23 protein-coding genes are annotated in these 18,750 nt (G+C 65.4%); 11 read left to right on the top strand and 12 right to left on the bottom strand.

All coding sequences use genetic code 11. The annotated features are described in order from the left end of the window. Positions 1 to 129 precede the first annotated feature (129 nt). Together ACR9ZN_RS22930 and ACR9ZN_RS22925 are read right to left on the bottom strand one after the other, a co-directional pair. Positions 130 to 540 carry a GFA family protein gene (locus ACR9ZN_RS22930; protein ID WP_481273255.1) on the bottom strand — a complete coding sequence of 137 codons (411 nt, stop codon included), beginning with the start codon at positions 538 to 540 and terminating at the stop codon, positions 130 to 132. 178 nt (positions 541 to 718) lie between these two features. Then, positions 719 to 1,486, bottom strand: coding sequence for a class I SAM-dependent methyltransferase (locus ACR9ZN_RS22925; protein ID WP_481273254.1), 768 nt, complete (start codon positions 1,484 to 1,486; stop codon positions 719 to 721). A 177-nt stretch (positions 1,487 to 1,663) separates the two neighbouring features. Between ACR9ZN_RS22925 and ACR9ZN_RS22920 the strand changes: the two genes are divergently transcribed. From ACR9ZN_RS22920 to lhpI, 5 genes are all read left to right on the top strand, one after another. Next, complete coding sequence (locus ACR9ZN_RS22920; protein WP_454811349.1) at positions 1,664 to 2,446, top strand: helix-turn-helix transcriptional regulator; 783 nt, start codon at positions 1,664 to 1,666, stop codon at positions 2,444 to 2,446. A 152-nt stretch (positions 2,447 to 2,598) separates the two neighbouring features. Beyond that, positions 2,599 to 3,555, top strand: coding sequence for a signal peptide peptidase SppA (gene sppA / locus ACR9ZN_RS22915; RefSeq protein WP_454811347.1), 957 nt, complete (start codon positions 2,599 to 2,601; stop codon positions 3,553 to 3,555). Between the two features lie 185 nt (positions 3,556 to 3,740). Next, the gene (gene ihfB / locus ACR9ZN_RS22910; protein WP_434958728.1) at positions 3,741 to 4,028 is read left to right on the top strand and encodes an integration host factor subunit beta; all 288 of its coding nucleotides are present in this window, start codon (positions 3,741 to 3,743) and stop codon (positions 4,026 to 4,028) included. A 30-nt stretch (positions 4,029 to 4,058) separates the two neighbouring features. Then, the gene (locus ACR9ZN_RS22905; protein WP_434958727.1) at positions 4,059 to 4,427 is read left to right on the top strand and encodes a LapA family protein; all 369 of its coding nucleotides are present in this window, start codon (positions 4,059 to 4,061) and stop codon (positions 4,425 to 4,427) included. Positions 4,428 to 4,599: 172 nt separating this feature from the next. Beyond that, positions 4,600 to 5,556 (top strand): bifunctional Delta(1)-pyrroline-2-carboxylate/Delta(1)-piperideine-2-carboxylate reductase, encoded by a 957-nt coding sequence (gene lhpI / locus ACR9ZN_RS22900; protein ID WP_481273253.1) that lies wholly within the window; start codon positions 4,600 to 4,602, stop codon positions 5,554 to 5,556. A gap of 148 nt (positions 5,557 to 5,704) precedes the next feature. Here the strand turns inward: lhpI and ACR9ZN_RS22895 are convergent, their stop codons facing one another. Next, positions 5,705 to 6,178 (bottom strand): MarR family winged helix-turn-helix transcriptional regulator, encoded by a 474-nt coding sequence (locus tag ACR9ZN_RS22895; protein ID WP_434958724.1) that lies wholly within the window; start codon positions 6,176 to 6,178, stop codon positions 5,705 to 5,707. 224 nt (positions 6,179 to 6,402) lie between these two features. Between ACR9ZN_RS22895 and ACR9ZN_RS22890 the strand changes: the two genes are divergently transcribed. Further along, positions 6,403 to 6,831: an organic hydroperoxide resistance protein gene (locus ACR9ZN_RS22890; RefSeq protein WP_454811342.1), complete on the top strand. Its 429-nt coding sequence runs from the start codon at positions 6,403 to 6,405 to the stop codon at positions 6,829 to 6,831. Between the two features lie 127 nt (positions 6,832 to 6,958). Beyond that, positions 6,959 to 7,660 (top strand): hypothetical protein, encoded by a 702-nt coding sequence (locus tag ACR9ZN_RS22885; protein WP_481273252.1) that lies wholly within the window; start codon positions 6,959 to 6,961, stop codon positions 7,658 to 7,660. A gap of 24 nt (positions 7,661 to 7,684) precedes the next feature. Here the strand turns inward: ACR9ZN_RS22885 and ACR9ZN_RS22880 are convergent, their stop codons facing one another. Continuing rightward, the gene (locus ACR9ZN_RS22880) at positions 7,685 to 7,912 is read right to left on the bottom strand and encodes an alpha/beta fold hydrolase (RefSeq protein WP_481273251.1); all 228 of its coding nucleotides are present in this window, start codon (positions 7,910 to 7,912) and stop codon (positions 7,685 to 7,687) included. Positions 7,913 to 7,944: 32 nt separating this feature from the next. Further along, the gene (locus tag ACR9ZN_RS22875) at positions 7,945 to 8,451 is read right to left on the bottom strand and encodes an alpha/beta fold hydrolase (protein ID WP_481273250.1); all 507 of its coding nucleotides are present in this window, start codon (positions 8,449 to 8,451) and stop codon (positions 7,945 to 7,947) included. 141 nt (positions 8,452 to 8,592) lie between these two features. On the opposite strand from ACR9ZN_RS22875, the gene ACR9ZN_RS22870 reads away from it, so the two are divergent. Then, positions 8,593 to 8,901 (top strand): putative quinol monooxygenase, encoded by a 309-nt coding sequence (locus ACR9ZN_RS22870; protein WP_481273249.1) that lies wholly within the window; start codon positions 8,593 to 8,595, stop codon positions 8,899 to 8,901. A 12-nt stretch (positions 8,902 to 8,913) separates the two neighbouring features. Here ACR9ZN_RS22870 and ACR9ZN_RS22865 read toward each other — a convergent pair whose 3' ends face one another. Beyond that, a complete protein-coding gene (locus ACR9ZN_RS22865) occupies positions 8,914 to 9,282 on the bottom strand; it encodes a GFA family protein (RefSeq protein WP_481273248.1) in 369 nt (122 codons plus the stop codon). A 93-nt stretch (positions 9,283 to 9,375) separates the two neighbouring features. Between ACR9ZN_RS22865 and ACR9ZN_RS22860 the strand changes: the two genes are divergently transcribed. Together ACR9ZN_RS22860 and ACR9ZN_RS22855 are read left to right on the top strand one after the other, a co-directional pair. Beyond that, positions 9,376 to 9,783, top strand: a complete 408-nt coding sequence (locus tag ACR9ZN_RS22860; RefSeq protein WP_454811334.1) for a hypothetical protein — start codon at positions 9,376 to 9,378, stop codon at positions 9,781 to 9,783. A gap of 4 nt (positions 9,784 to 9,787) precedes the next feature. Further along, positions 9,788 to 10,561: an AcvB/VirJ family lysyl-phosphatidylglycerol hydrolase gene (locus ACR9ZN_RS22855; RefSeq protein WP_454811332.1), complete on the top strand. Its 774-nt coding sequence runs from the start codon at positions 9,788 to 9,790 to the stop codon at positions 10,559 to 10,561. On the opposite strand, the gene hemW is transcribed toward ACR9ZN_RS22855, so the two are convergent. The 6 genes from hemW to nadE form a co-directional block, all read right to left on the bottom strand. Continuing rightward, complete coding sequence (gene hemW / locus ACR9ZN_RS22850) at positions 10,506 to 11,666, bottom strand: radical SAM family heme chaperone HemW (RefSeq protein ID WP_481273247.1); 1,161 nt, start codon at positions 11,664 to 11,666, stop codon at positions 10,506 to 10,508. The genes ACR9ZN_RS22855 and hemW overlap by 56 nt on opposite strands. 136 nt (positions 11,667 to 11,802) lie before the next feature. Then, positions 11,803 to 12,963: an enolase C-terminal domain-like protein gene (locus tag ACR9ZN_RS22845; RefSeq protein ID WP_481273246.1), complete on the bottom strand. Its 1,161-nt coding sequence runs from the start codon at positions 12,961 to 12,963 to the stop codon at positions 11,803 to 11,805. A gap of 50 nt (positions 12,964 to 13,013) precedes the next feature. Further along, the gene (locus ACR9ZN_RS22840; protein WP_434958714.1) at positions 13,014 to 13,439 is read right to left on the bottom strand and encodes a DUF1284 domain-containing protein; all 426 of its coding nucleotides are present in this window, start codon (positions 13,437 to 13,439) and stop codon (positions 13,014 to 13,016) included. Beyond that, positions 13,436 to 14,026 carry a biotin transporter BioY gene (locus ACR9ZN_RS22835; RefSeq protein WP_481273245.1) on the bottom strand — a complete coding sequence of 197 codons (591 nt, stop codon included), beginning with the start codon at positions 14,024 to 14,026 and terminating at the stop codon, positions 13,436 to 13,438. The genes ACR9ZN_RS22840 and ACR9ZN_RS22835 overlap by 4 nt, the downstream gene beginning before the upstream one ends. Before the next feature lie 166 nt (positions 14,027 to 14,192). Then, on the bottom strand, positions 14,193 to 14,861 hold the full coding sequence (locus tag ACR9ZN_RS22830) for a GntR family transcriptional regulator (RefSeq protein ID WP_481273244.1): 669 nt from the start codon (positions 14,859 to 14,861) through the stop codon (positions 14,193 to 14,195). 62 nt (positions 14,862 to 14,923) lie between these two features. Further along, entirely contained in the window at positions 14,924 to 15,733 is an 810-nt protein-coding gene (nadE, locus tag ACR9ZN_RS22825; protein WP_481273243.1) for an ammonia-dependent NAD(+) synthetase, read from the bottom strand. A gap of 199 nt (positions 15,734 to 15,932) precedes the next feature. On the opposite strand from nadE, the gene mutS reads away from it, so the two are divergent. Next, complete coding sequence (gene mutS / locus ACR9ZN_RS22820; RefSeq protein ID WP_481273242.1) at positions 15,933 to 18,662, top strand: DNA mismatch repair protein MutS; 2,730 nt, start codon at positions 15,933 to 15,935, stop codon at positions 18,660 to 18,662. Positions 18,663 to 18,750: the final 88 nt, after the last annotated feature.

Raw genomic sequence — 18,750 nt, 5'->3', positions numbered from 1 at the left:
CCAAATCGCAAAAATGCTTGAGCCGATGGCATCGGGCCGCGCCAAAAAGGGGATCGTCTGTCGGATTTTGCGCCGCAATATCACAGGAGAGGGGGGCGCGGCAATGGCGCAGCAGCCAACTAACGGCTCCTAGCCGTCCTTTTCCGGCTCATATTCCAAGAATGTCGGCAGGTCATCGGCCGTCGCGAACCAGGAAACCTGGCTGCGGGTCCAGATATGCTTGCGGGGCGGCACCAGCGAGGGGTCGTCGAGCGTGCCGATATTGATGCTGATCTCGGACGCAGACTCGCGCAGCCGGAATTCGATCGAGGCGCCGCAGTCGCCGCAGAAGCGGCGCTCCCCGAAACTGGAAGAGTGATAGATGCGCGGCTCGCCCTTCACATAGCCAAAGGTCTCGACGGCAAAGAGCGCCCAGGGCTGGGCGGGCGCTCCCGAAATGCGCTGGCAGATGCGGCAATGGCACCAACCGGCATCGAAGGGTACTTCCTGCGCTTCGTAGCGGATCGCCCCGCATGCGCAGCCGCCGGTCAGCAAGGCCATGGCATCCCCTCCGTCAGGCCGCAGATGTGTTCGGCCTTCCAGCTTCCCAGCTTACAGATTCGCATGGGAAAGGGGGAGGTGGGTTTTGATACGACGGTGTTTCAATAAAGACCTGCGGTATCGGCGATGAGGCCGATACCGCAGGAACGGGCGAGCGCCGGCTGACAGGGCGGAAAACCTAGCGCTGCGCCACGAAGACCGCGTTGTCGAGGACGAAGGACCCGTCGGCCTCGACGGCGAAGTGCTGGCGCACCTCCTCCGACATCGCAGCCTGCAGGGCACGGATGGCCTCGACGAAGACCGGCGGCGTACGCATGCGCGTGATCCAGGAGGTAAATTCGAGCGGCTGTCGCCCCGGCGTCGTCGTACCCAAGGTGAAGCCGGCGGCGGCGAGCATGGCCTGCCATTCGCGGATCGAATAATCGCGGACATGCGAGGGGTCGCGCAGCATCTCGAAGGCCTGCAGGAAGGTGTCACAGACGGCCCGCGCCGGGGCGATGGCATCGGCGATCACCAGCGTGCCGCCTGGGCGCAGGACACGGAAGGCTTCCTGCAAGGCTGCGGGCACGTCGCCCCAGTGATGGGCCGAATAACGGCTGAGCACCATGTCGAAGCTGGCGTCGGCAAAGGGCAACTGCTCGACCGAGCCCTGGCGGGTGGCGATATTGGCAAGGCCGCGCCTGGCGGCTTCCTCGGCGACGGCCGCCAGCATTTCCGACGAGAGATCGTAGGCGACCACCTGAGCCGCGACCGGCGCGGCCGCGAAGCTGACATGGCCGCCGCCGCAGCCCAGATCCAGCACATGGGAGGGATGCCGGGCCGCGATCGCTTCGGCCACCAGAGCGAGATCCTCGCCCTTGGCATGGACGGTGCTGGCGACGTAGGCGGCTGCCTGGGAGCCGAATTGGCTGGTGACCAGGTTTTCCAGGGTGGCCGATCGGGCCATGGTTCTTACTCCATAAGGCTGAACACGCGGCTGAAGCGTTTGTGAATCGATCGCCTGATACAGGGCGGGCGGTGCCTGTATTGAGGCTCGCCCACTCCCCGAGAGCAGACTGGAACGTCTCTAGGTTCTGATTTACACTGGTACCAGATCCTTTTTTATCCTGGTATGAAAGTTGCCATGACAGCGGAGTCGGATCAGGCGCGCCGCCAGCAGCTCGGCGAATTCCTGCGGTCTCAGCGGGCGCGGCTCACGCCCGATCTTTTCGGCCTGCAGGGCGGGGCGCGGCGGCGAACGCCGGGCCTGCGCCGCGAGGAAGTGGCCCAGCTCGCCGGCCTTTCGACCACCTGGTACACCTGGCTGGAGCAGGGGCGGGACATATCCCTGTCCGCCCATGCGCTGGGGCGGCTTGCCAATGTCCTGAACTTTTCGCAGGCCGAGCGCGCCTATCTGTTCGATCTCGCCGGCAAGCGCGATCCGCAGGCCAGCACCGAATCCGAGCCGGCAGCACCGTCGGCCCTGCTCACCGCCCTCGATACCATCGCCGGCCCGGCCTATCTGCTCGACCACCTCTGGAACGCACTGGGCTGGAATGCCCAGGCGGCGGAACTCTTCAGCGGCTGGCTCGACGGCGACAATGACCGCAACCTCCTCGCCTATATTTTCCTCAGCCCGGCCGCGCGGGAGCTGATCGAGGACTGGGAGGGACGGGCTCGTCGGGTGATCGCCGAGTTCCGCATCGATTACGGCCATCACATCGAGGAGGAGGTGATGCAGGCGCTCGTCGGCGGGCTTGTGACGCGGAGCCCCTTCTTCGCGCAGGCCTGGCCGATCCATAGCGTGATCGGCCGCGAAGGCGGCCTGCGGCGTTTCAATCATCCCGCGCGCGGGGCGCTCGAATTCCAGCAGATCACCCTCAATCCGACGACGCGGCCGGATCTCAAATTCGTCATGCTGGTGTGACTGGTTTTGGGGGCGGGTCTTCGGACCCGCCTGCCTCTCCAACGAGCGCTGCGGTTCCAGGCGGGTCCGAAGACCGCCCCCATATCGCCCGCCTTGCCGCGGCCTCGTCGCTCGGCTAGGTTTCGCGCCAATTTCCCCAAGGGTATTCCCCCATGTCCCTAGAGACCGATCTCCTGGTCGACAGGCGCGTTCTGCGCCGCAAGCTTTCCGTCTGGCGCGTGCTGGCCTTCCTGTTTCTGGCTGTCGCCTTGGTGGTGGCCTATCTCGCCATTGTCGGCACCGGCGCCCTGCAGCATCGCAGCCCGCATATCGCCCGCATCAAGCTCGACGGATTCGTGGGGGACCAGACCGCCAATCTGAAGCTGTTCGATCAGATTGCGACGTCCCAGGCCGAGGCGGTGATCGTGCGGATCAACTCCCCCGGCGGTACGACCTCCGGCGGCGAGGCGCTCTATGACGGCCTGCGCAAGCTCTCGGCCAGCAAGCCGACGGTCGCCTTCATCGACGGGCTCGGGGCGTCCGCCGCCTATATGGCCGCCGTCGGCACCGATCACATCGTGGCCCGGCGGTCCTCTCTGGTCGGCTCGATCGGCGTGCTGGTGCAATATCCCAATGTCTCCAAGCTGCTCGATACCCTCGGTGTCAGCGTCGAAGCGGTGAAATCCTCCCCGCTGAAGGCGTCGCCGGACGGGTTCACGCCGACCAGCCCGGAGGCGCGGGCAGCACTCGCCTCCATCGTCAACGACACCTATGGCTGGTTCAAGGACCTGGTGAAGGATCGGCGCAAATTTGATGATGCCGGCCTTGCCGCTGTCGCCGACGGGCGCGTCTTCACCGGCAAGCAGGCACTCGATCTCAAGCTCATCGACGAGATGGGCGACGAGACCACCGCGATCGCCTGGCTGAGCAAGGACAAGCCGCGCATGAAGGCGCTGCCGGTCGAAGACTGGGACAAGCCTTCCACCACCTCCTCCTTCCCCTTTGCGCGCACGGGACTGGCCTGGCTTGCCGACAGCCTCGGCATCACCAGCCTGGGCGATGCCATCCGGACGGCACCAGATACGCCGCCGGCTGCGCTTGACGGGCTTGTTTCGGTTTGGCACCCTTGAGGCATTCGTGTCTCACGGTCTGTCGGGACCATAGTAACGTGTCAAACAAGGCATTGTAGAGCATCAACAAGACCTGGAGCGGGCGTACGCTTGGGCTCGATCCGTATCATGCTGTAAGGGAGCTTGGACGCGATTCGCGTCGAGCGAACGAAATTTCACAAGACCGGCGACTCACGGGAACGAAAATGATCAAATCCGAATTGGTTCTGAAGATTGCGGAAGCCAATCCGCACCTCTATCAGCGCGACATCGAAAACATCGTCAATGCCATCCTCGACGAGATCGTCAATGCGATGGCCAAGGGCGACCGGGTCGAGCTGCGCGGCTTCGGGGCTTTTTCGGTGAAGGCCCGTCCCGCTCGCATCGGCCGCAATCCGCGTACCGGCGCGCATGTGCCCGTGGACGAGAAATTCGTGCCTTTCTTCAAGACCGGCAAGGACATGCGGCTGCGACTGAACAAGTCGACGGCCTGACACAGTTATCGTGCCGGAGCGGGGCAGGTCATGAAGCGCATATTCTATTATTTCATCCTGATTCTGGCCCTGATCGTGATGGCGGCCTTTGCCATCGCGAACAAGCAATGGATCGCCGAAGGCGTAGCTTTGTCCTACGATCCCACAGCGCCGGGCGCCGAAGCGACCACATTGCATCTGCCGATGTTCCTGATCCTGTTCGGGGTCCTGCTTGTCGGCATGTTGATCGGCGGGATCACCGTCTGGCTGAAGCAGAGCCGTTTCCGCCGCGCCGCGCGGGTCGCCCAGGTCGAGGTGGAGCGCAATCGCAATGAGCTTGACCGCCTGCGTAGCCAGGCTGGCCCCGTACCCGAAGCACGCGACAGCCATGCCGTCCTGCCTTCGAGCGTGCCGTTCTGACGCTCCCGGTGTGATCGTTTCGCCCTGATCGGAACATCGTGCCGAAAAGTGGACACCGGTTTTCGGCAAAAACGATGCTGTAGGCCGATCTGTTTCCTGCAACCGGATCGGTTATACTTCCCGCTCCGGGCCATACGGCCAAAACCTTCTTGTTGCCTCGGACGAAACAGCCATGCGCGTCATCACCGCCGATGAGATCGATGGCCTTCTGACCTTTCCCGATCTGATCGAGGCATTGCGCACGGCCTTTGCGGCCGACTTCGTCACGCCGCCACGCCAGCATCTTGAAATCGGCCACGGCGCCGCTGCGGCCACTGCCCTGATCATGCCGTCCTGGACCGGCGATGCACCGGGGCCGGGCGCCTTCCTCGGTACCAAACTGGTGAATGTGTTCCCGTCCAATGGCGCTCGCGGCCTGCCGGCCGTGCTCGGCACCTATGTCTTGATGTCGGGCGAAACCGGGGCGCCCCTGGCGGCGATCGATGGCACCCGGTTGACCCATTGGCGCACGGCCGCCGCTTCGGGGCTCGCCGCCTCCTATCTGGCCCGGCCTGATGCGAACCGCCTTGCCATGGTGGGCGCCGGCGCGCTGGCACCCTTCCTCATCCGCGCCCATGCCAGCCAGCGACCGATCAGCGATGTGGCGATCTGGAACCATCGGGCGGAACGCGCCGAAAAGCTGGTGGAGGAACTGGGCCAGCAGGGGATTACGGCTCGATACGAGCCGGATCTCGAGCGCGCGGTGCGCACAGCCGATGTGATTTCCTGCGCCACGCTGTCCAACCTGCCCTTGGTCAAGGGAGCCTGGCTGCGGCCCGGCATGCATCTGGACTTGGTCGGCGCTTTCAATCTGCAGATGCGCGAGGCCGATGACGAGGCCGTACGTGCCAGCGATCTGTTCATCGACACGCCGGGTGCCCTGATCGAGGGCGGCGACATCGCTCTGGCCCTCAAGGCCGGCACGATCAGTCAGGATGATATCCGGGCCGATCTGGCCGACCTCACCCGGGGGAGGCATCCCGGCCGTGATTCGAGCGAGGCGGTGACGCTGTTCAAGTCGATCGGCAGTGCGTTGGAGGACCTCGCCGCGGCGATCCTCGTGTGGCGCAAGGCCGGCGGCGAAGGCTGACGACCTGTCCCGAAGAGATCGGTTCATGTCACGTCATTGCGAGCGCAGCGAAGCAATCCATACTCTCGCATGCCGGTCGGACTGGATTGCTTCGCTACGGTCACAATGATGAATTTGGTATCGCTTGCGTATAAGGGCCAAGCTGCCGCTATGCCGCATCGCTTGCCTGTTTCTGATGCAAGTCCAGGGCTTCCCGCAGCCATTCCAGCCAGTCCTTGAGGGCGCCCGCCTGGCCGGCTTCGAGACCGGTGTTCGTGGTGATCTGGGACGGCACGACGCGGGCCTTCTCGCGCAGGGCCTTGCCTTCGGCGGTGAGGGAGATGCGGACCTGGCGCTCGTCATGGCTGTCGCGCCGGCGTTTCAGCAGCCCCGCTGCCTCCAGGCGCTTGAGCAAGGGGGTCAACGTATTGGTTTCCAGGAAGAGCCGGGCGCCGATCTCGCCGACCTTGAGTCCGTCCCGCTCCCACAGGCAGAGCATGACCAGATATTGCGGATAGGTCAGGCCGAGCGGATCAAGCAGAGGCTTGTAGGAACGGCCAAAGGCATTGTTGGCGGCGTAGAGCGCGAAGCAGAGCTGGTTCTGCAAGAGCAGCGGCGTGAACTCGTTGGAAGACGATTCCATCGGTGCCTCCTTTGGCGGAACGTTCGGTGCCGGCTGCACAAGCCTGGCCGGCAAGCTTCAGCCGCGAATCATATCGCACACGACAGGGATGCAGAATCATTTTCGCAGACTTTCCCGCCAAAAATCGCCTTTCCGAAAAAATGCTCCTCCTATCAAAATAAATATCGCGCGCGATATAAATGTATGCGATATAGAGCGTGTATTCAACCCGAAGGGAGTTCGTCATGAAGGTTCTCTACACCACCGCAGCCCGTTCCGATCACAATGGCCGCGACGGTGGTCGCTCCGGTACCGTGGATGGCCATTTTTCGGTCAAGCTGGATCTGCCCAAGGAACTCGGCGGCGCCGGCGGCGCCGGCACCAATCCGGAACAGTTGTTCGCCACCGGCTACGCCGCCTGCTTCATGGGCGCGCTGCGTTTCGTGGCCGGCAAGGAAAAGGTTACCCTTCCCGAGGATGCCAGCGTCACCGCCACGGTCGGTATCGGACCGCGTGACGATGGTGCCGGCTTCGGCCTCGATGTCGCTCTTGCCGTCGCGCTGCCGGGTATCGACCATGCCCGTGCCGAGGATCTCGTCGCCAAGGCCCACATCGTTTGCCCCTATTCTGAGGCGACCCGCAAGAATCTCGACGTCCGCCTCAGCGTGGTCTGAGGCCGTTCGCGCCCGGTATTCGGTACCGGGCGTGCGGATCCTGTGGGGAGACGTGCGCCTGGCCGTGCCGGGCATGGCTGGCATGGTGATTCGGCGCTAAGCAGGGAACTCTGCCCGGAGTTCCCCTATGTCACTGCCTCGCCCCTGGCGTGAAGTCCTGCCGCAGCTTTTGTCGACGGCGCTGATCCCGCTCACCGTGGCCGGGATCGGCTGGTACTACACGCGGTGGCAGCAGAATCTCGCCGATCTGCGCACCATGATCGACCTGATGACCGATGCCGCGCCGGAGAAGCGCAAATATGGCGTCGCCATGTTCGAATATCTCCTCAAGAACGACAAGGTGCCGGTGGAGTTCATCACCGCGCAGCTCGATTATGCCAATTCGTCTTCGGACCGCGATTTGCTGCCCCTGCTGGAGAACGCGGTGCAGAAGGCCTCGCTCGTCAACACTTCGGTGAAGTCGGCCTATGAGGAGGCGACGGCAAGGTTGCCGAGCCGCATCTTCGTGCACGCGCTCAACGACACGCAGCGCCCCTGCGCCAATATCCTGCTCGACGAGATGAAGGACGGCGACAAGGCGGCCATCACATTCCCGTCGGTGCTATCAGCCAAATGGTCGGGCGAAGCGCATGAACTGCGCTACTTCAAGGCATCCGACCGCAAGCGCGCCGAAAGCCTCGCCGAACTCTTCGCTTCCGTCGGCCTGCAGCTCACCACCAAGGATCTGTCGACGAGCTGGAGTGGGGCGCGGGATTCGCGTCCCAACACCTTCGAGATCTGGTTCGGCAATCCGGCCCTGCCGGCGAATTGCCTGCAGCCCAGGAAATAGGCCTGGAAACAAACCCGACCGAGGTCAGGCTGCCGCGGCCGCCTGCCGGATGGCTATCCGGGCAATGTCCCTCGCCAGCTTGGCGGCATGGGTCACCATCACGCCGTGGGCTATGTCTTCATAGACCAGCAGCTCGGCTTCCGGGATCAGGGCGGCGAAGCGCTTGCCGGTGCTTTCCAGCGGTGCCGAGACGTCGCGGTCGCCATGGATCAGCGTGACAGGCACCCTGAGGGCGGTGGCTTCGGGGCGCAAATCGGTCTCCACGATCGCGCGCTGCAGATCGATCAGGCCCCGGGTGCGAAGGGTTCGATATTGGCCTCGAGCCAGGCCGGCAAGTTGTCGGCAAGCTGTTCCATCAGGGCCTCGATGGCTTCCCTCGGCCGCCCCTGATCGTTGCCCGGTCCCGCGACGAGGCAGGGGCCCTGGGCCCCGACCAGGACGATGCGCCCGATCCGCTCTGCCCCGTGGCGGCTGATATAGCGCAGCACTTCGCCGACGGCGCAGGAATGGGCGACCACGGTGAGGTCGCTGAGGCCGAGCTGAGTGATCACGGCGTCGAGGTCGTCCGCTAGCGCGTCGAAATCGACGGTGCCCGGATCGCTCGAGTGACCATGGCCGCGCCGATCATAGGCGATGGTGCGCAGGCCTCTCGCATTGAGCCCGAGCATGGTTTGCGCCCAGATGCCGGAATCCATTGCCCAGCCGGCAAGCAGCAGCACGGGAGCGCCCTGGCCCCAGTCGCGAACGAAAAGACGATGGCCGTCGGCGATCTCGACGAAAGGTGCGGTCATGGCGGTTCCTCCGGGTTGAGAGGCCGCCATTGTGCCGGGAGCCGAGGTGGCGCGCGATTACGCCCGAGGTAATCGCCTTCCCTGACCCGCTCGCTATCCTCGCTGGCGTTGGCGGCGGGAATGCCGCAGGAGGACAGTCAAATGAGCGTGACCTATCTGATCGGCTTTGTCGTCAACCCCGGGCAGCGCGAGCGCTTCCTCGGCATGCTGAACACATTGTTGGACACGATGCGTCATGAAGCGACCTTTGTGAACGCCACGCTCCATGGCGATCTCGCCGATCCCTGCCGCTTCCTGCTTCACGAAACCTGGGTCGATCATCAGGAGGTGCTCGACGTGCAGCTCAACCGGCCCTATCGGCAGGCCTGGCACAAGGCTCTGCCCGAATTGCTGGCGGAACCGCGCTCCGTATCGATGTGGCAGCCGCTTCGTGCCGACCGGAAGGATTGACCGCCGGCGTGGCTACCACAGGTTCCGGCCGTCGATGACGGTGACGGGTACGGCCTCCAGGTCGAAATCGTCGAAGAGCCTGGCATTGATGCTGATCTTGGGATTGTCGAAATCGGGCTCGCCGGTCGACCAGTCCGGAGTCTGCGTATAGGTGCCGCAGCCGCAGGTCGCGCAAAAGTGATGCTGGATGGTCTTCGACCCCCAACGATAGGTCGCGACCTGTTCGGGCGGCGAGGTCAGCCGGAACTGCTCGGGCTTGTAATAGGCCCAGAGCGAGCCGCGCTTGGAACAGAAGCTGCAGGTGCAGCGTGTCACCTCCTGCGGCGCCTTGCTCAATTCGAATGTCGTGCCGCCGCAATGGCAGCTGCCTTTGAGAGCCATGGCTTGTTCCTTTCCGATCTTCGCGGTAGCTCTTGATAACGCCTGCCTGCTGACATCTTCCTGTCAGCAGTGATCCGCTAAAATGAGAGCCTGATGAGCGCTGCCCGCAAGATCCATACCTTGACCTTCCATCTCCTCGGCATCAGCGGCGAGGATGCCATGGATGATATCATCGATGAGATCGAGGAGTTCGCCGATGGCGTGGAGTGGCCGATCGAGGCGCCTGATGCCTTCAAGCACAAGGTCAGCGAGACCGATCCGGACACGGGCTGCGCGGTGGAGCTGCCGGTGCGCGCCAGCCTTGCCGGAGAGACCATCGCCGGCGAGAAAGCCGATTTTGCCGGCGCCATCGCGCTGATCGAGCATTTGCGCCAGCTCTCGGCCCGCCATCGCTTCGATGTCGAAATCACCTTCGACAAGGAGATTGTCGGCACCATCGACAAGGGGGCCTATAGCGAGGCCCTGCGCCAGGGACTGGTCGAACCCTGGCAGGTTGGGTAGCCGTTTGCGCGGGCGATCGGGCTGGCGTGCCGTTGCCGCGGGGCTGGCAACCGCCATGATGCTGTTCGGCTCTGCACAAATCGCTGCCGCCCAAGCCTCCGCAACCGATAGCCGACTCGCGGACCTGCCGCTCGAGATCTCGGCGCCGCCGGCCGGACACGGCGCGGTCGTACTCTTCCTGTCGGGTGATACCGGTTGGGGAGGGCTGGAACGAAGCCTGACTCGCCGCCTCGTCCGCGCCGGCGTTGGTGTCGTCGGGCTCGATGCGCGCCGCTATTTCTTCACCAAACGCTCGCCCGCCGAGCTGGCACGGGATATCGAGCGTGTCCTCACCGTCTATCGCCGGCGTTGGCATGCCGGCCGCATCGTCCTGGCCGGCTATTCCTTCGGTGCCGACGCGCTGCCTTTCGCCTGGCCCTTGCTTTCGACGAAAACGCAACGGGAAACCAGGCTGATTGCCTTGATAAGCCTTTTGCCCGAGGCCAATTTCCGCATCTCGCTCCTGGAAATGCTGAACTTGCCGGCGGCGGACGATACGCCGGTCGCGCCAATGCTGCGCGGCCTTCCCGTTCGCAAGGTGGTCTGTCTCTATGGCCGGGAAGAACGCAGCGCCTGCACCCTGCCACAACTTGCGGGAGCCGAGCGCATCGCGCGGCCCGGCGGGCACGACCGCGACGGCGATGCCGGCGCCGCGGTGCAGGCGATCCTGCGATATCTGGCGGTCAGGCCGCCAACTCCGCCACCACCGCATCGAGCAGCGGAAAGCCCGCGCGGGTAACGCGAACCCGGTCTTCCCGGCGCTCGATCATGCCGTTTTGCTGCAGGCCGGCCAATGTAGCCTCCGCCATGGGCCGGCCGCGCAACCGGGCGAGGCGGGCAAGATCGATGCCCTCGGCGAGGCGCAGGCCCATCAGCAGCATTTCGTCGCCCTGCTGGTCCGCCGTCAGGGCCTGATCGTCGACGAGGCCATGGCCGTTCGTGCGGACCGCCGCGAGCCATTTTTCGGGGCTGCGTTCGGTCGAAAGGGCGCGGCGCATGCCATTGGCATCGATGAGGCGTCCATGGGCACCCGGGCCGATGCCGGCATATTCGCCATAGCGCCAATAGACCAGATTATGCCGGCATTCGGCGCCGGGGCGGGCGTGGTTGGAGATTTCGTAGGCCGGAAGACCGCGTCGCTCGCAGGTTTCGCGGGTGATGTCGAACAGCACGCGCGCATCCTCGTCCGGCATCGGAATGAGCTTGCCGGCGGCGACCAGGCGTTCATACATAGTGTCCGGCTCGATGGTGAGCTGGTAGAGCGAGAGGTGCTCGGCGGCCCGGTCGATGGCCTCGTCGAGCTCGGCCTGCCAATCCCCAGGCCGCTGGTCCGGGCGGGCATAGATCAGATCGAAGGAATAGCGCTCGAAGGATTTGGCGGCGATCTCGACGGCGGCCATGGCCTCGGCCACCGAATGCATGCGGCCCAGGCGCTTGAGATCGGCATCGTTCATGGCCTGCACGCCGAGCGAGACGCGGTTGACTCCGGCGGCGCGGTAGCCGGCGAAGCGCGTTGCGTCGACGCTGGTCGGATTGGCTTCCAGCGAGACCTCGGCATCGGGCGCGATGGTCCAGGCGCCGCCGATGGCATCGAGAATGGCCCCGACCGTCTTCGGCTCCATCAGCGAGGGCGTGCCGCCGCCGAAGAAGATCGATTGGACCTGACGCCCCGGCGCGATGTCGGCCATATGGGCGATCTCGCGGAGATAGGCCTCGACATAGCCGGTCTGGTCGACGCCGCCCTGGCGGACATGGCTGTTGAAGTCGCAATACGGGCATTTGGCCAGGCAGAACGGCCAATGCACGTAAACGCCGAAGCCGGGTTCAGGGGATTTGGGGATCATGCCGGCTCAAGTGGCAGTTGCTCGGGCCTACGTCAATCCCTGGGGGCACGACTTGGAGCGCGGACTTCCAGCCCGCTCTTGGAACCACTACGCTTCAAGAAAGAGGCGGACAAGATGTCAGTGCTCCAGGCGCGCCCTATCCTGCAAGCTCCCTGAACAGCATCTTCAGCGCCGTATTCGTCTCGAAACCGATGCCCTCGGCCTGCGGCAGTGTTACATAGCCATCGGCAATCACACTGTCGTCGGCAAGGCCGCAGAAGGGCTGGAAGGCGAAGGGGGTGACCTCGGCGCCGCCGAGCCCCAGGGCCGCAGCGAGATGAAGGCCGAACAGGTGCCCACCATGCGGCCAGAAGGCCTGTCTCGCCCAGCCTTCCAAGGTCGCGGCCTCGACGATCTGGAGATAGCCGGGCAGGCCGTAGCAATGCACGGGGTCGAACAGCAGCACGTCCCGATCCGGCCGCAGGCCGCCATGGCGGGCGAGGAGCCTGGCCTCCGCCGCCGAAAACAGGGCCTCGCCCGCGCCGATCGGCGGCGTATAGGCCGATGCCAAAGCGGATTGGGTTTCGAAGTCGAGCGGGTCGCAGATGTCCTCGAACCACCACAGGCCAAGGGGCGAAAGCTTCGTGGCTGCCTCCAGGCCGGCCGAACGGTCATAGGCGTTCATGGCATCGACGGCGAGGCGGCCGGGTGCTCCCAGCGCGGCGACGGCCACCTCGATGCGGCGGAGATCCTGGTCGAGGCCGGCGCTGCCGATCTTCATCTTGGCATTGAAAAAGCCGAGATCGGCGAAGCGGCGCATCTCGTCGGCCAGCAAAGAGAGGTCGTCCCGGGGATGGCGATAACCACCGCTCGCATAGACGCGGACTTTGTTCGTTTCGGTGGAAACGGCGCCGAGACGGCCGGTGAGATGGGCATGAAGCGGCAGTTCAGCCGCCTTGGCGGCGATATCCCACAGCGCCGTGTCGAGGGCACCGATCGCGACGCAGCGCTCGCCATGCCCGCCGGGTTTCTCGCCCGTCATCATCGCCTGCCAGGCCTTGAAAGGATCGAGATTGCCGTCATCGCCGATCAGGGTTTCCGCCGGAGCCTGCAGTAGCCGCGGGGCGAAGCGTTCGCGGATCAACCCGCTCTGGGCATAGCGGCCGACCGAGGCATAGCCATAGCCGACGATCGGCCGGCCGGCTTTCACCACATCCGTGATGATGGCGACAACGCTGGTCGTCAGCGCGCCCTGCCGGGCCGGGCCGGCGTAGCGGGAGATCGGAAGGCTGCGTTCGCGGATATCGAGAATGCGCATGGCGGACAGAGCTGCGGTGTGAGGTGGCCGGCTGGCGCTTCCCTCTTACCTCAATCCCGCCTCACGCGGGACTCCTGGTAGCGGTCGCGAGCCACGGCGCTGCACAGGCCCGACCATTCGCAGCCCACACAGGCCGAACGCGTCAGATTGGCGGCGAAGGCACCACGGAAGCGTGCCAGCAAGGTCGGAGTTAGGGCGATGCGGGTGCCGGTGCGGATAGGCAGGCGCATCAGGGCGCCGACGTCGCGGATGGCGAGTTCGTCGCGCTGGTCGATCCGCGGCTCGTGGCAATGCGAATCGGCCTGTTGCAGCAGCGGGGCGCAGATATCATCAGGCCCCGCCACGATCACGATGTCTTCACCCTGGCTCAATCGCACTGCGATGGCGTCGTAATTGGCGACGAAGCCGGGGCTATAGCCTTTGCCGACATAGGTCAGCATGCAGAGGAGATGGTGGGCACGAAGCCGCACCGTCACCGGGCAGCGCCGGCCTTGCCGCGAACCAGGGCCATCAGGGTGACGGCGCCGATGACCGACTTCAGGAGGCCGCCGAGCAGGAAGGGCACCACGCCGAGCAGGAAGGCCTTTTCCACGCCGATCTGGGCGCCAAGCCAGGCACCGCCGATCGCCAGGCAGAGGGCATTGCCCAAGGTCATGTTGACGAAGGCGAGAACCGGGCGGTTGCCATTCCAGCCGCGCTCGGCCAGCAAGCCACAGAGAGCAGCGACGAGTGGGAAGGAGATCAGATAGCCAGCCGTCGGACCGACGAACAGCAAGGCGCCGATGCTTCCCGTCGCGGTGACCGGCATGCCCATCCAGGCCTCAGCCAGCCAGGCCAGAACCGTGATGGCGCCGAGCCGCCAGCCATAGAGCGCGCCGATCAGGGTGACGGCCAGCGTCTGCATGGTCATCGGCACCGGGAACATGGGCACCTGGATATGAGATGCCAGGGCCAGCACGGCCGTGCCTGCGACCACGGCTGCCGCCTGCCAACCGAGGGAGCGCCTGGAGATGTCGAGAGGGCTGAAAGCCGGGATAAGGGAGGGGGTGGCGCTGTGCGACATGGGGGCTCCGCTGGAAATTATAGATAATCTTGAATTCGATGATCTATAGAGGTCACAAAATGGGACGATTGGCAATATCCGGGTGCGCGGGCATCTTGCCCGCCCTTGGAACCGCTGTACCTGCCGGATGAGTAGGGCGGGCGAGATGCCCGCGCACCCGGGGGGCTCAGCCGATGATGGCGAAGGCTTCCCGCGTGGCACCGGAGGCCGACCGGACCGGCTTCAGGCCGACCCGCTGCACATGCCGGGTCAGGGTGCCGGCGGCATCGTCGACCTTGCCCGCCCGCAGCGCCGAGAGGATGGCGCGGTGATCCTGGTCGGTCGGGGTTTCCCACTCCGAGCGCCAGGCCGCGAACAGGAAACGGGCGCTGGCGGCATGGAGGTCGTCGATCGCCGCCAGCAGGCGCGGCATGCGGCAGGGCGCGAGGATGAGCCAGTGGAAGCGGCGATTGGCCTCCTCCCAGGACCGCACGTCGGGCGACCGGTCGCCAGCCTTGGTTGCTTCCTCGGCCTCGTCGAGGATGGTGGCGGTGAGGTGCGGTGCGGCCTGGCGCAGGGCCAGCACTTCCAGAGCCGCACGCATTTGCGCGACCTCCTTCACTTCTTCCAGGTTGAAGGCGGCGACACGCACGCCGCGCCGTGGCTCGCTCACCGCCAGGCCCTGTGCCTCCAGGCGCCTGAAAGCCTCGCGCACCGGCACGTGGCTGGTGGCGAACTCTTCGGCGACATGGTCCTGGCGCAGCCGGGCGTCCGGCTCGATCACCCCGGAGATGATGCGATCCGCCAGCACCTTGGCGATGCGGATGGCAATGGTGTCGTCCTTGGGGTTGCTCATGATTTATAGATAATTTTTCTGATCGGTATTGTCGACATCAATCCCGGCCCAGTGCCGGAAGGTTATCCGGCAGCCACCGGCAAAGCGCGCTTATGGGCGCTGGTGCGATAGGTCGACAGGATGCGCTGATGCGAGGCTTCGCTGATCGCCTTGCCCTCCAGGAAGTCGTCGATCTCGTCATAGGTCACGCCATAGGCGTCCTCGTCTGGCTTCAGCGGCACATTGGTCTCCAGATCGGCGGTGGGCACCTTGAACACCAGCTCACGCGGTGCACCCAGATGGGCGGCGAGGGCCCGCACCCGTCTCTTGTTCAGGCCGGCGAGCGGCAGGATGTCGGCGGCGCCGTCGCCGAATTTGGTGTAGAAACCCATCACTGCCTCGGCCGCATGGTCCGTGCCGATGACGAGGCCGCGCACGGCCCCGGCGAGGCCGAACTGGGCGATCATGCGCTGGCGTGCCTTGATGTTGCCGTGGTGGAAATCGGCGCGCGCGCCCTCGATCAGGTCGCCGGCTTCGCGTGTAAGCTCGGCCATCATCGCGTCGGCCGCCGGCTTGATGTTCACGGTGACGACGCGATCGGCCTTGATGGTCGCCAGGGAGTGCTGCGCATCCTTCTCGTCTGCCTGCACGCCATAGGGCAGGCGCATGGCCAGGAACCGGGCGTCATACCCCTCGGCTCGCAACCGTTCGACGGCGGCCTGGGCCAGCAGGCCCGCAGTGAGCGAATCGACGCCACCCGAAATGCCGAGTACATAAGCGCGCCCTCCCGAAGCCTTGAGATAATCGGCCAGGAAGGCGACGCGCCGTTCGGCCTCGGCCGCGGGTTCGAAGGCTTCGGGCACGATGATGTCGGGCGTGAGCGGTTGCGGCATGGTCGGGCTTTCGCGAGGTTGAATCGGGCGACAACAGGCCATGTTCGTTCCGGAGCGTCAATGACATTGGGGACCGGGCATCTTCCTACCGGAGAACGCGACGGTTACAGGCTGGTCTGAGGACCGGCCCCCCAACCTATCCACAACGTGCCGGCCCCCAGCTCGTGCTCCCTCCGCCCGCATCTGCTAGCGTGCCGCCATGACCTCCACGCCCCGTAAACTCGACACCGCCGACGCGTCTGCTCCCGTCACGCCGATGATGGCGCAATATCTCGAGATCAAGGCCGGCCATCCCGGCGCCCTGCTGTTCTATCGCATGGGCGATTTCTACGAGCTGTTCTTCGAGGATGCCGAGATCGCTTCCAAGACGCTCGGTATCGTTCTGACCAAGCGCGGCAAGCACCAGGGCGAGGACATCGCCATGTGCGGCGTGCCGGTGGTCAGGGCGGACGAATATCTGCAGCGCCTGATCGCCCATGGCCACCGTGTCGCGGTCTGCGAGCAGATGGAGGATCCGGCCGAGGCCAAGAAGCGCGGCTCCAAATCGGTGGTCAAGCGCGGCGTGGTCCGCCTGGTCACGCCCGGTACCATCACCGAGGAGACGCTGCTGGAGCCGACGCGCGCCAATCTGCTGCTGGCTTTGGCGCGACTGCGTATTTCCGACGACGAGGCCCGCTATGGCCTTGCCTTTGCCGATATCTCCACCGGGGAGTTCGGCCTGTCGGAATGCGACGAGGCGGGGCTGCCGGCGGAACTCGCCCGTCTCGACCCCTCCGAAGTCGTCATGGCCGAGACGGTGCATGAGGAGGCTTCGCTGGCCTCCCTCTGGCGCGAATGCCGCGCTGCCGTCACGCCGGTCGGGCGCGACGTCTTCGACGGCACCCAGGCCGAGCGCCGTCTCGCCGCCTTCTATGATGTGGGCACCATCGATGGCTTCGGCACCTTCTCGCGGGCCGAACTGGTCGCCGCTTCCGGCCTCGTCACCTACATCCTGCGCACCCAGGTCGGCCAGAAGCCGGCGCTCGCTCCGCCCCGCCGGGACGGCGCCAATGCGCATATGGCCGTCGATGCCGCCACAAGAGCCAATCTGGAACTGACGCGCACGCTCGGCGGCGAGCGTGCCGGATCCTTGTTCGATGCAATCGACCGCTCGGTGACGGCCGCCGGCGGTCGTCTGCTGGCGCAATGGCTGGCGAGCCCGCTGCTGCAGCCCGAGGCCATTGCCCTGCGCCAGGACGCGGTGGCCTTCTTCGCCGAACAGGCCCTGCTGCGCGGCCAGATCCGGGCTCGGCTGAAATCGGCGCCTGATATCGCCCGCTCCATGGCGCGCCTCGCCCTCGACCGGGCCGGCCCGCGCGATCTGGCGGCGCTCAGAGAAGGGCTCGTTGGCATTGCCGGTATCGAAACCCTGCTGCGGCAGCGCGAAACCGAGTTGCCGCCGGTGCTCGCCGGTGTCCTGTCGGCCCTCGCAAGGCCCGACCAGGGCCTGGCGGCGCGCCTTGCCGCGGCCCTGCAGGACGATCTGCCGCTGCTCAAGCGCGATGGCGGCTTTGTCCGCGCTGGCTATGACCAGGCCCTCGACGAGACGCGGGCTCTGCGCGACGAGAGCCGGCGCGTCATCGCCGGCCTGCAGGCGCGCTATGCCGAGGAGAGCCAGGTCCGCCAGCTCAAGATCAAGCACAACAACATGATCGGCTATTTCGTCGAGGTGCCGCAGCAGGCTGGCGAGGCCTTTCTGCAGCCGGGCCTGCGCGAGACCTATGTGCATCGCCAGACCATGGCCGGTGCCATGCGCTTCTCCACCGCCGAGCTTTCGACACTGGAATCGCGCATCGCCTCGGCGGCCGAGCGCTCGCTGGCGAGCGAACTTCAGATCTTCTCCGATCTCGCTGCCGCCCTGCTCGGCGACAACGCTGCCATCCGGGCCGCTACCGAAGCGCTGGCTCTGCTCGACGTCATCGTGGCGCTCGCCGTCCTGGCCGACGAGGAAAACTATGTCCGCCCGCTCGTCGACACTTCGCTCGCCTTCGCCATCGAGGGCGGCCGCCATCCCGTGGTGGAGCGGGCGCTGAAGCGCGAGGGCAAGCCCTTCGTCGCCAATGACTGCGAGCTCAGCGGTGAGGCGGAAGGACAGCAGGCCGCCGGCAAGATCTGGCTGCTCACTGGCCCGAACATGGCTGGTAAGTCGACTTTCCTGCGCCAGAACGCCCTGATCGCGGTCTTGGCGCAGATCGGTTCCTTCGTGCCGGCGAGATCGGCCCATATCGGGGCCGTCGATGCGTTGTTCTCGCGTGTCGGCGCCGCCGACGACCTGGCGCGTGGACGCTCCACCTTCATGGTGGAGATGGTGGAGACGGCGGCGATCCTCAATCAGGCTGGGCCGCGCGCGCTCGTCATCCTCGACGAGATCGGCCGCGGTACCGCCACCTTCGACGGGCTTTCCATCGCCTGGGCGGCGATCGAGAACCTCAGCGCCGTCAATCATTGTCGGGCCTTGTTCGCCACGCATTATCACGAGCTCACCCAGCTGACGAAGAAGCTGCCGCGGCTGGCCAATGCCACCATGCGGGTGACCGAATGGCATGGCGACGTCGTCTTCCTGCATGAGGTGGTGCCCGGCGCGGCCGACCGCTCCTATGGCATCCAGGTCGCCAAGCTCGCCGGCATGCCGGCCGCCGTGGTGGAACGGGCGCGGGCCGTGCTGGCGCAGCTCGAGGCGACCGATCGCCAGGCTCCGGCGGCCCGCCTGGTCGACGATCTGCCCTTGTTCGCGGCAGCCCCGCGGGCAACGGCCCAGCCCGCCGTCAAGGCGCGGGACGAACTGACGGAAGCCCTCGATGCGCTCGACCCCAACGACATGACGCCTCGCCAGGCGCTCGACGCCTTGTTTTCCTTGAAAGCCAAGCGCGATAGCGCCAAGAAGGGATAACTGGAGCGCGGACATGTTGTCCGCAGCGATGCCGTATCCGCAGGATGGGAAGAGCGGACAGGATGTCCGCGCTCCGACACCCTTCTTC

This window comes from Labrys sp. HAY1-8F (genome assembly GCF_056754975.1).
Note: the sequence above shows the minus strand (reverse complement) of the source record. Positions and strands in the feature narration are given on the sequence as shown.

Coding starts and splice junctions, on each gene's coding strand:
- ACR9ZN_RS22920 (WP_454811349.1), top strand. CDS start 1,664: ATGACAGCGGAGTCGGATCAGGCGCGCCGCCAGCAGCTCGGCGAATTC.
- ACR9ZN_RS22845 (WP_481273246.1), bottom strand. CDS start 12,963: ATGCGCATTCTCGATATCCGCGAACGCAGCCTTCCGATCTCCCGCTAC.
- ACR9ZN_RS22875 (WP_481273250.1), bottom strand. CDS start 8,451: ATGACCGCACCTTTCGTCGAGATCGCCGACGGCCATCGTCTTTTCGTT.
- nadE (WP_481273243.1), bottom strand. CDS start 15,733: ATGCCGCAACCGCTCACGCCCGACATCATCGTGCCCGAAGCCTTCGAA.
- ACR9ZN_RS22890 (WP_454811342.1), top strand. CDS start 6,403: ATGAAGGTTCTCTACACCACCGCAGCCCGTTCCGATCACAATGGCCGC.
- hemW (WP_481273247.1), bottom strand. CDS start 11,666: ATGATCCCCAAATCCCCTGAACCCGGCTTCGGCGTTTACGTGCATTGG.
- ACR9ZN_RS22925 (WP_481273254.1), bottom strand. CDS start 1,486: ATGGCCCGATCGGCCACCCTGGAAAACCTGGTCACCAGCCAATTCGGC.
- ACR9ZN_RS22895 (WP_434958724.1), bottom strand. CDS start 6,178: ATGGAATCGTCTTCCAACGAGTTCACGCCGCTGCTCTTGCAGAACCAG.
- ACR9ZN_RS22885 (WP_481273252.1), top strand. CDS start 6,959: ATGTCACTGCCTCGCCCCTGGCGTGAAGTCCTGCCGCAGCTTTTGTCG.
- ACR9ZN_RS22905 (WP_434958727.1), top strand. CDS start 4,059: ATGAAGCGCATATTCTATTATTTCATCCTGATTCTGGCCCTGATCGTG.
- ACR9ZN_RS22865 (WP_481273248.1), bottom strand. CDS start 9,282: ATGGCTCTCAAAGGCAGCTGCCATTGCGGCGGCACGACATTCGAATTG.
- ACR9ZN_RS22870 (WP_481273249.1), top strand. CDS start 8,593: ATGAGCGTGACCTATCTGATCGGCTTTGTCGTCAACCCCGGGCAGCGC.
- ihfB (WP_434958728.1), top strand. CDS start 3,741: ATGATCAAATCCGAATTGGTTCTGAAGATTGCGGAAGCCAATCCGCAC.
- ACR9ZN_RS22830 (WP_481273244.1), bottom strand. CDS start 14,861: ATGAGCAACCCCAAGGACGACACCATTGCCATCCGCATCGCCAAGGTG.
- ACR9ZN_RS22930 (WP_481273255.1), bottom strand. CDS start 540: ATGGCCTTGCTGACCGGCGGCTGCGCATGCGGGGCGATCCGCTACGAA.
- ACR9ZN_RS22860 (WP_454811334.1), top strand. CDS start 9,376: ATGAGCGCTGCCCGCAAGATCCATACCTTGACCTTCCATCTCCTCGGC.
- lhpI (WP_481273253.1), top strand. CDS start 4,600: ATGCGCGTCATCACCGCCGATGAGATCGATGGCCTTCTGACCTTTCCC.
- mutS (WP_481273242.1), top strand. CDS start 15,933: ATGACCTCCACGCCCCGTAAACTCGACACCGCCGACGCGTCTGCTCCC.
- ACR9ZN_RS22835 (WP_481273245.1), bottom strand. CDS start 14,026: ATGTCGCACAGCGCCACCCCCTCCCTTATCCCGGCTTTCAGCCCTCTC.
- sppA (WP_454811347.1), top strand. CDS start 2,599: ATGTCCCTAGAGACCGATCTCCTGGTCGACAGGCGCGTTCTGCGCCGC.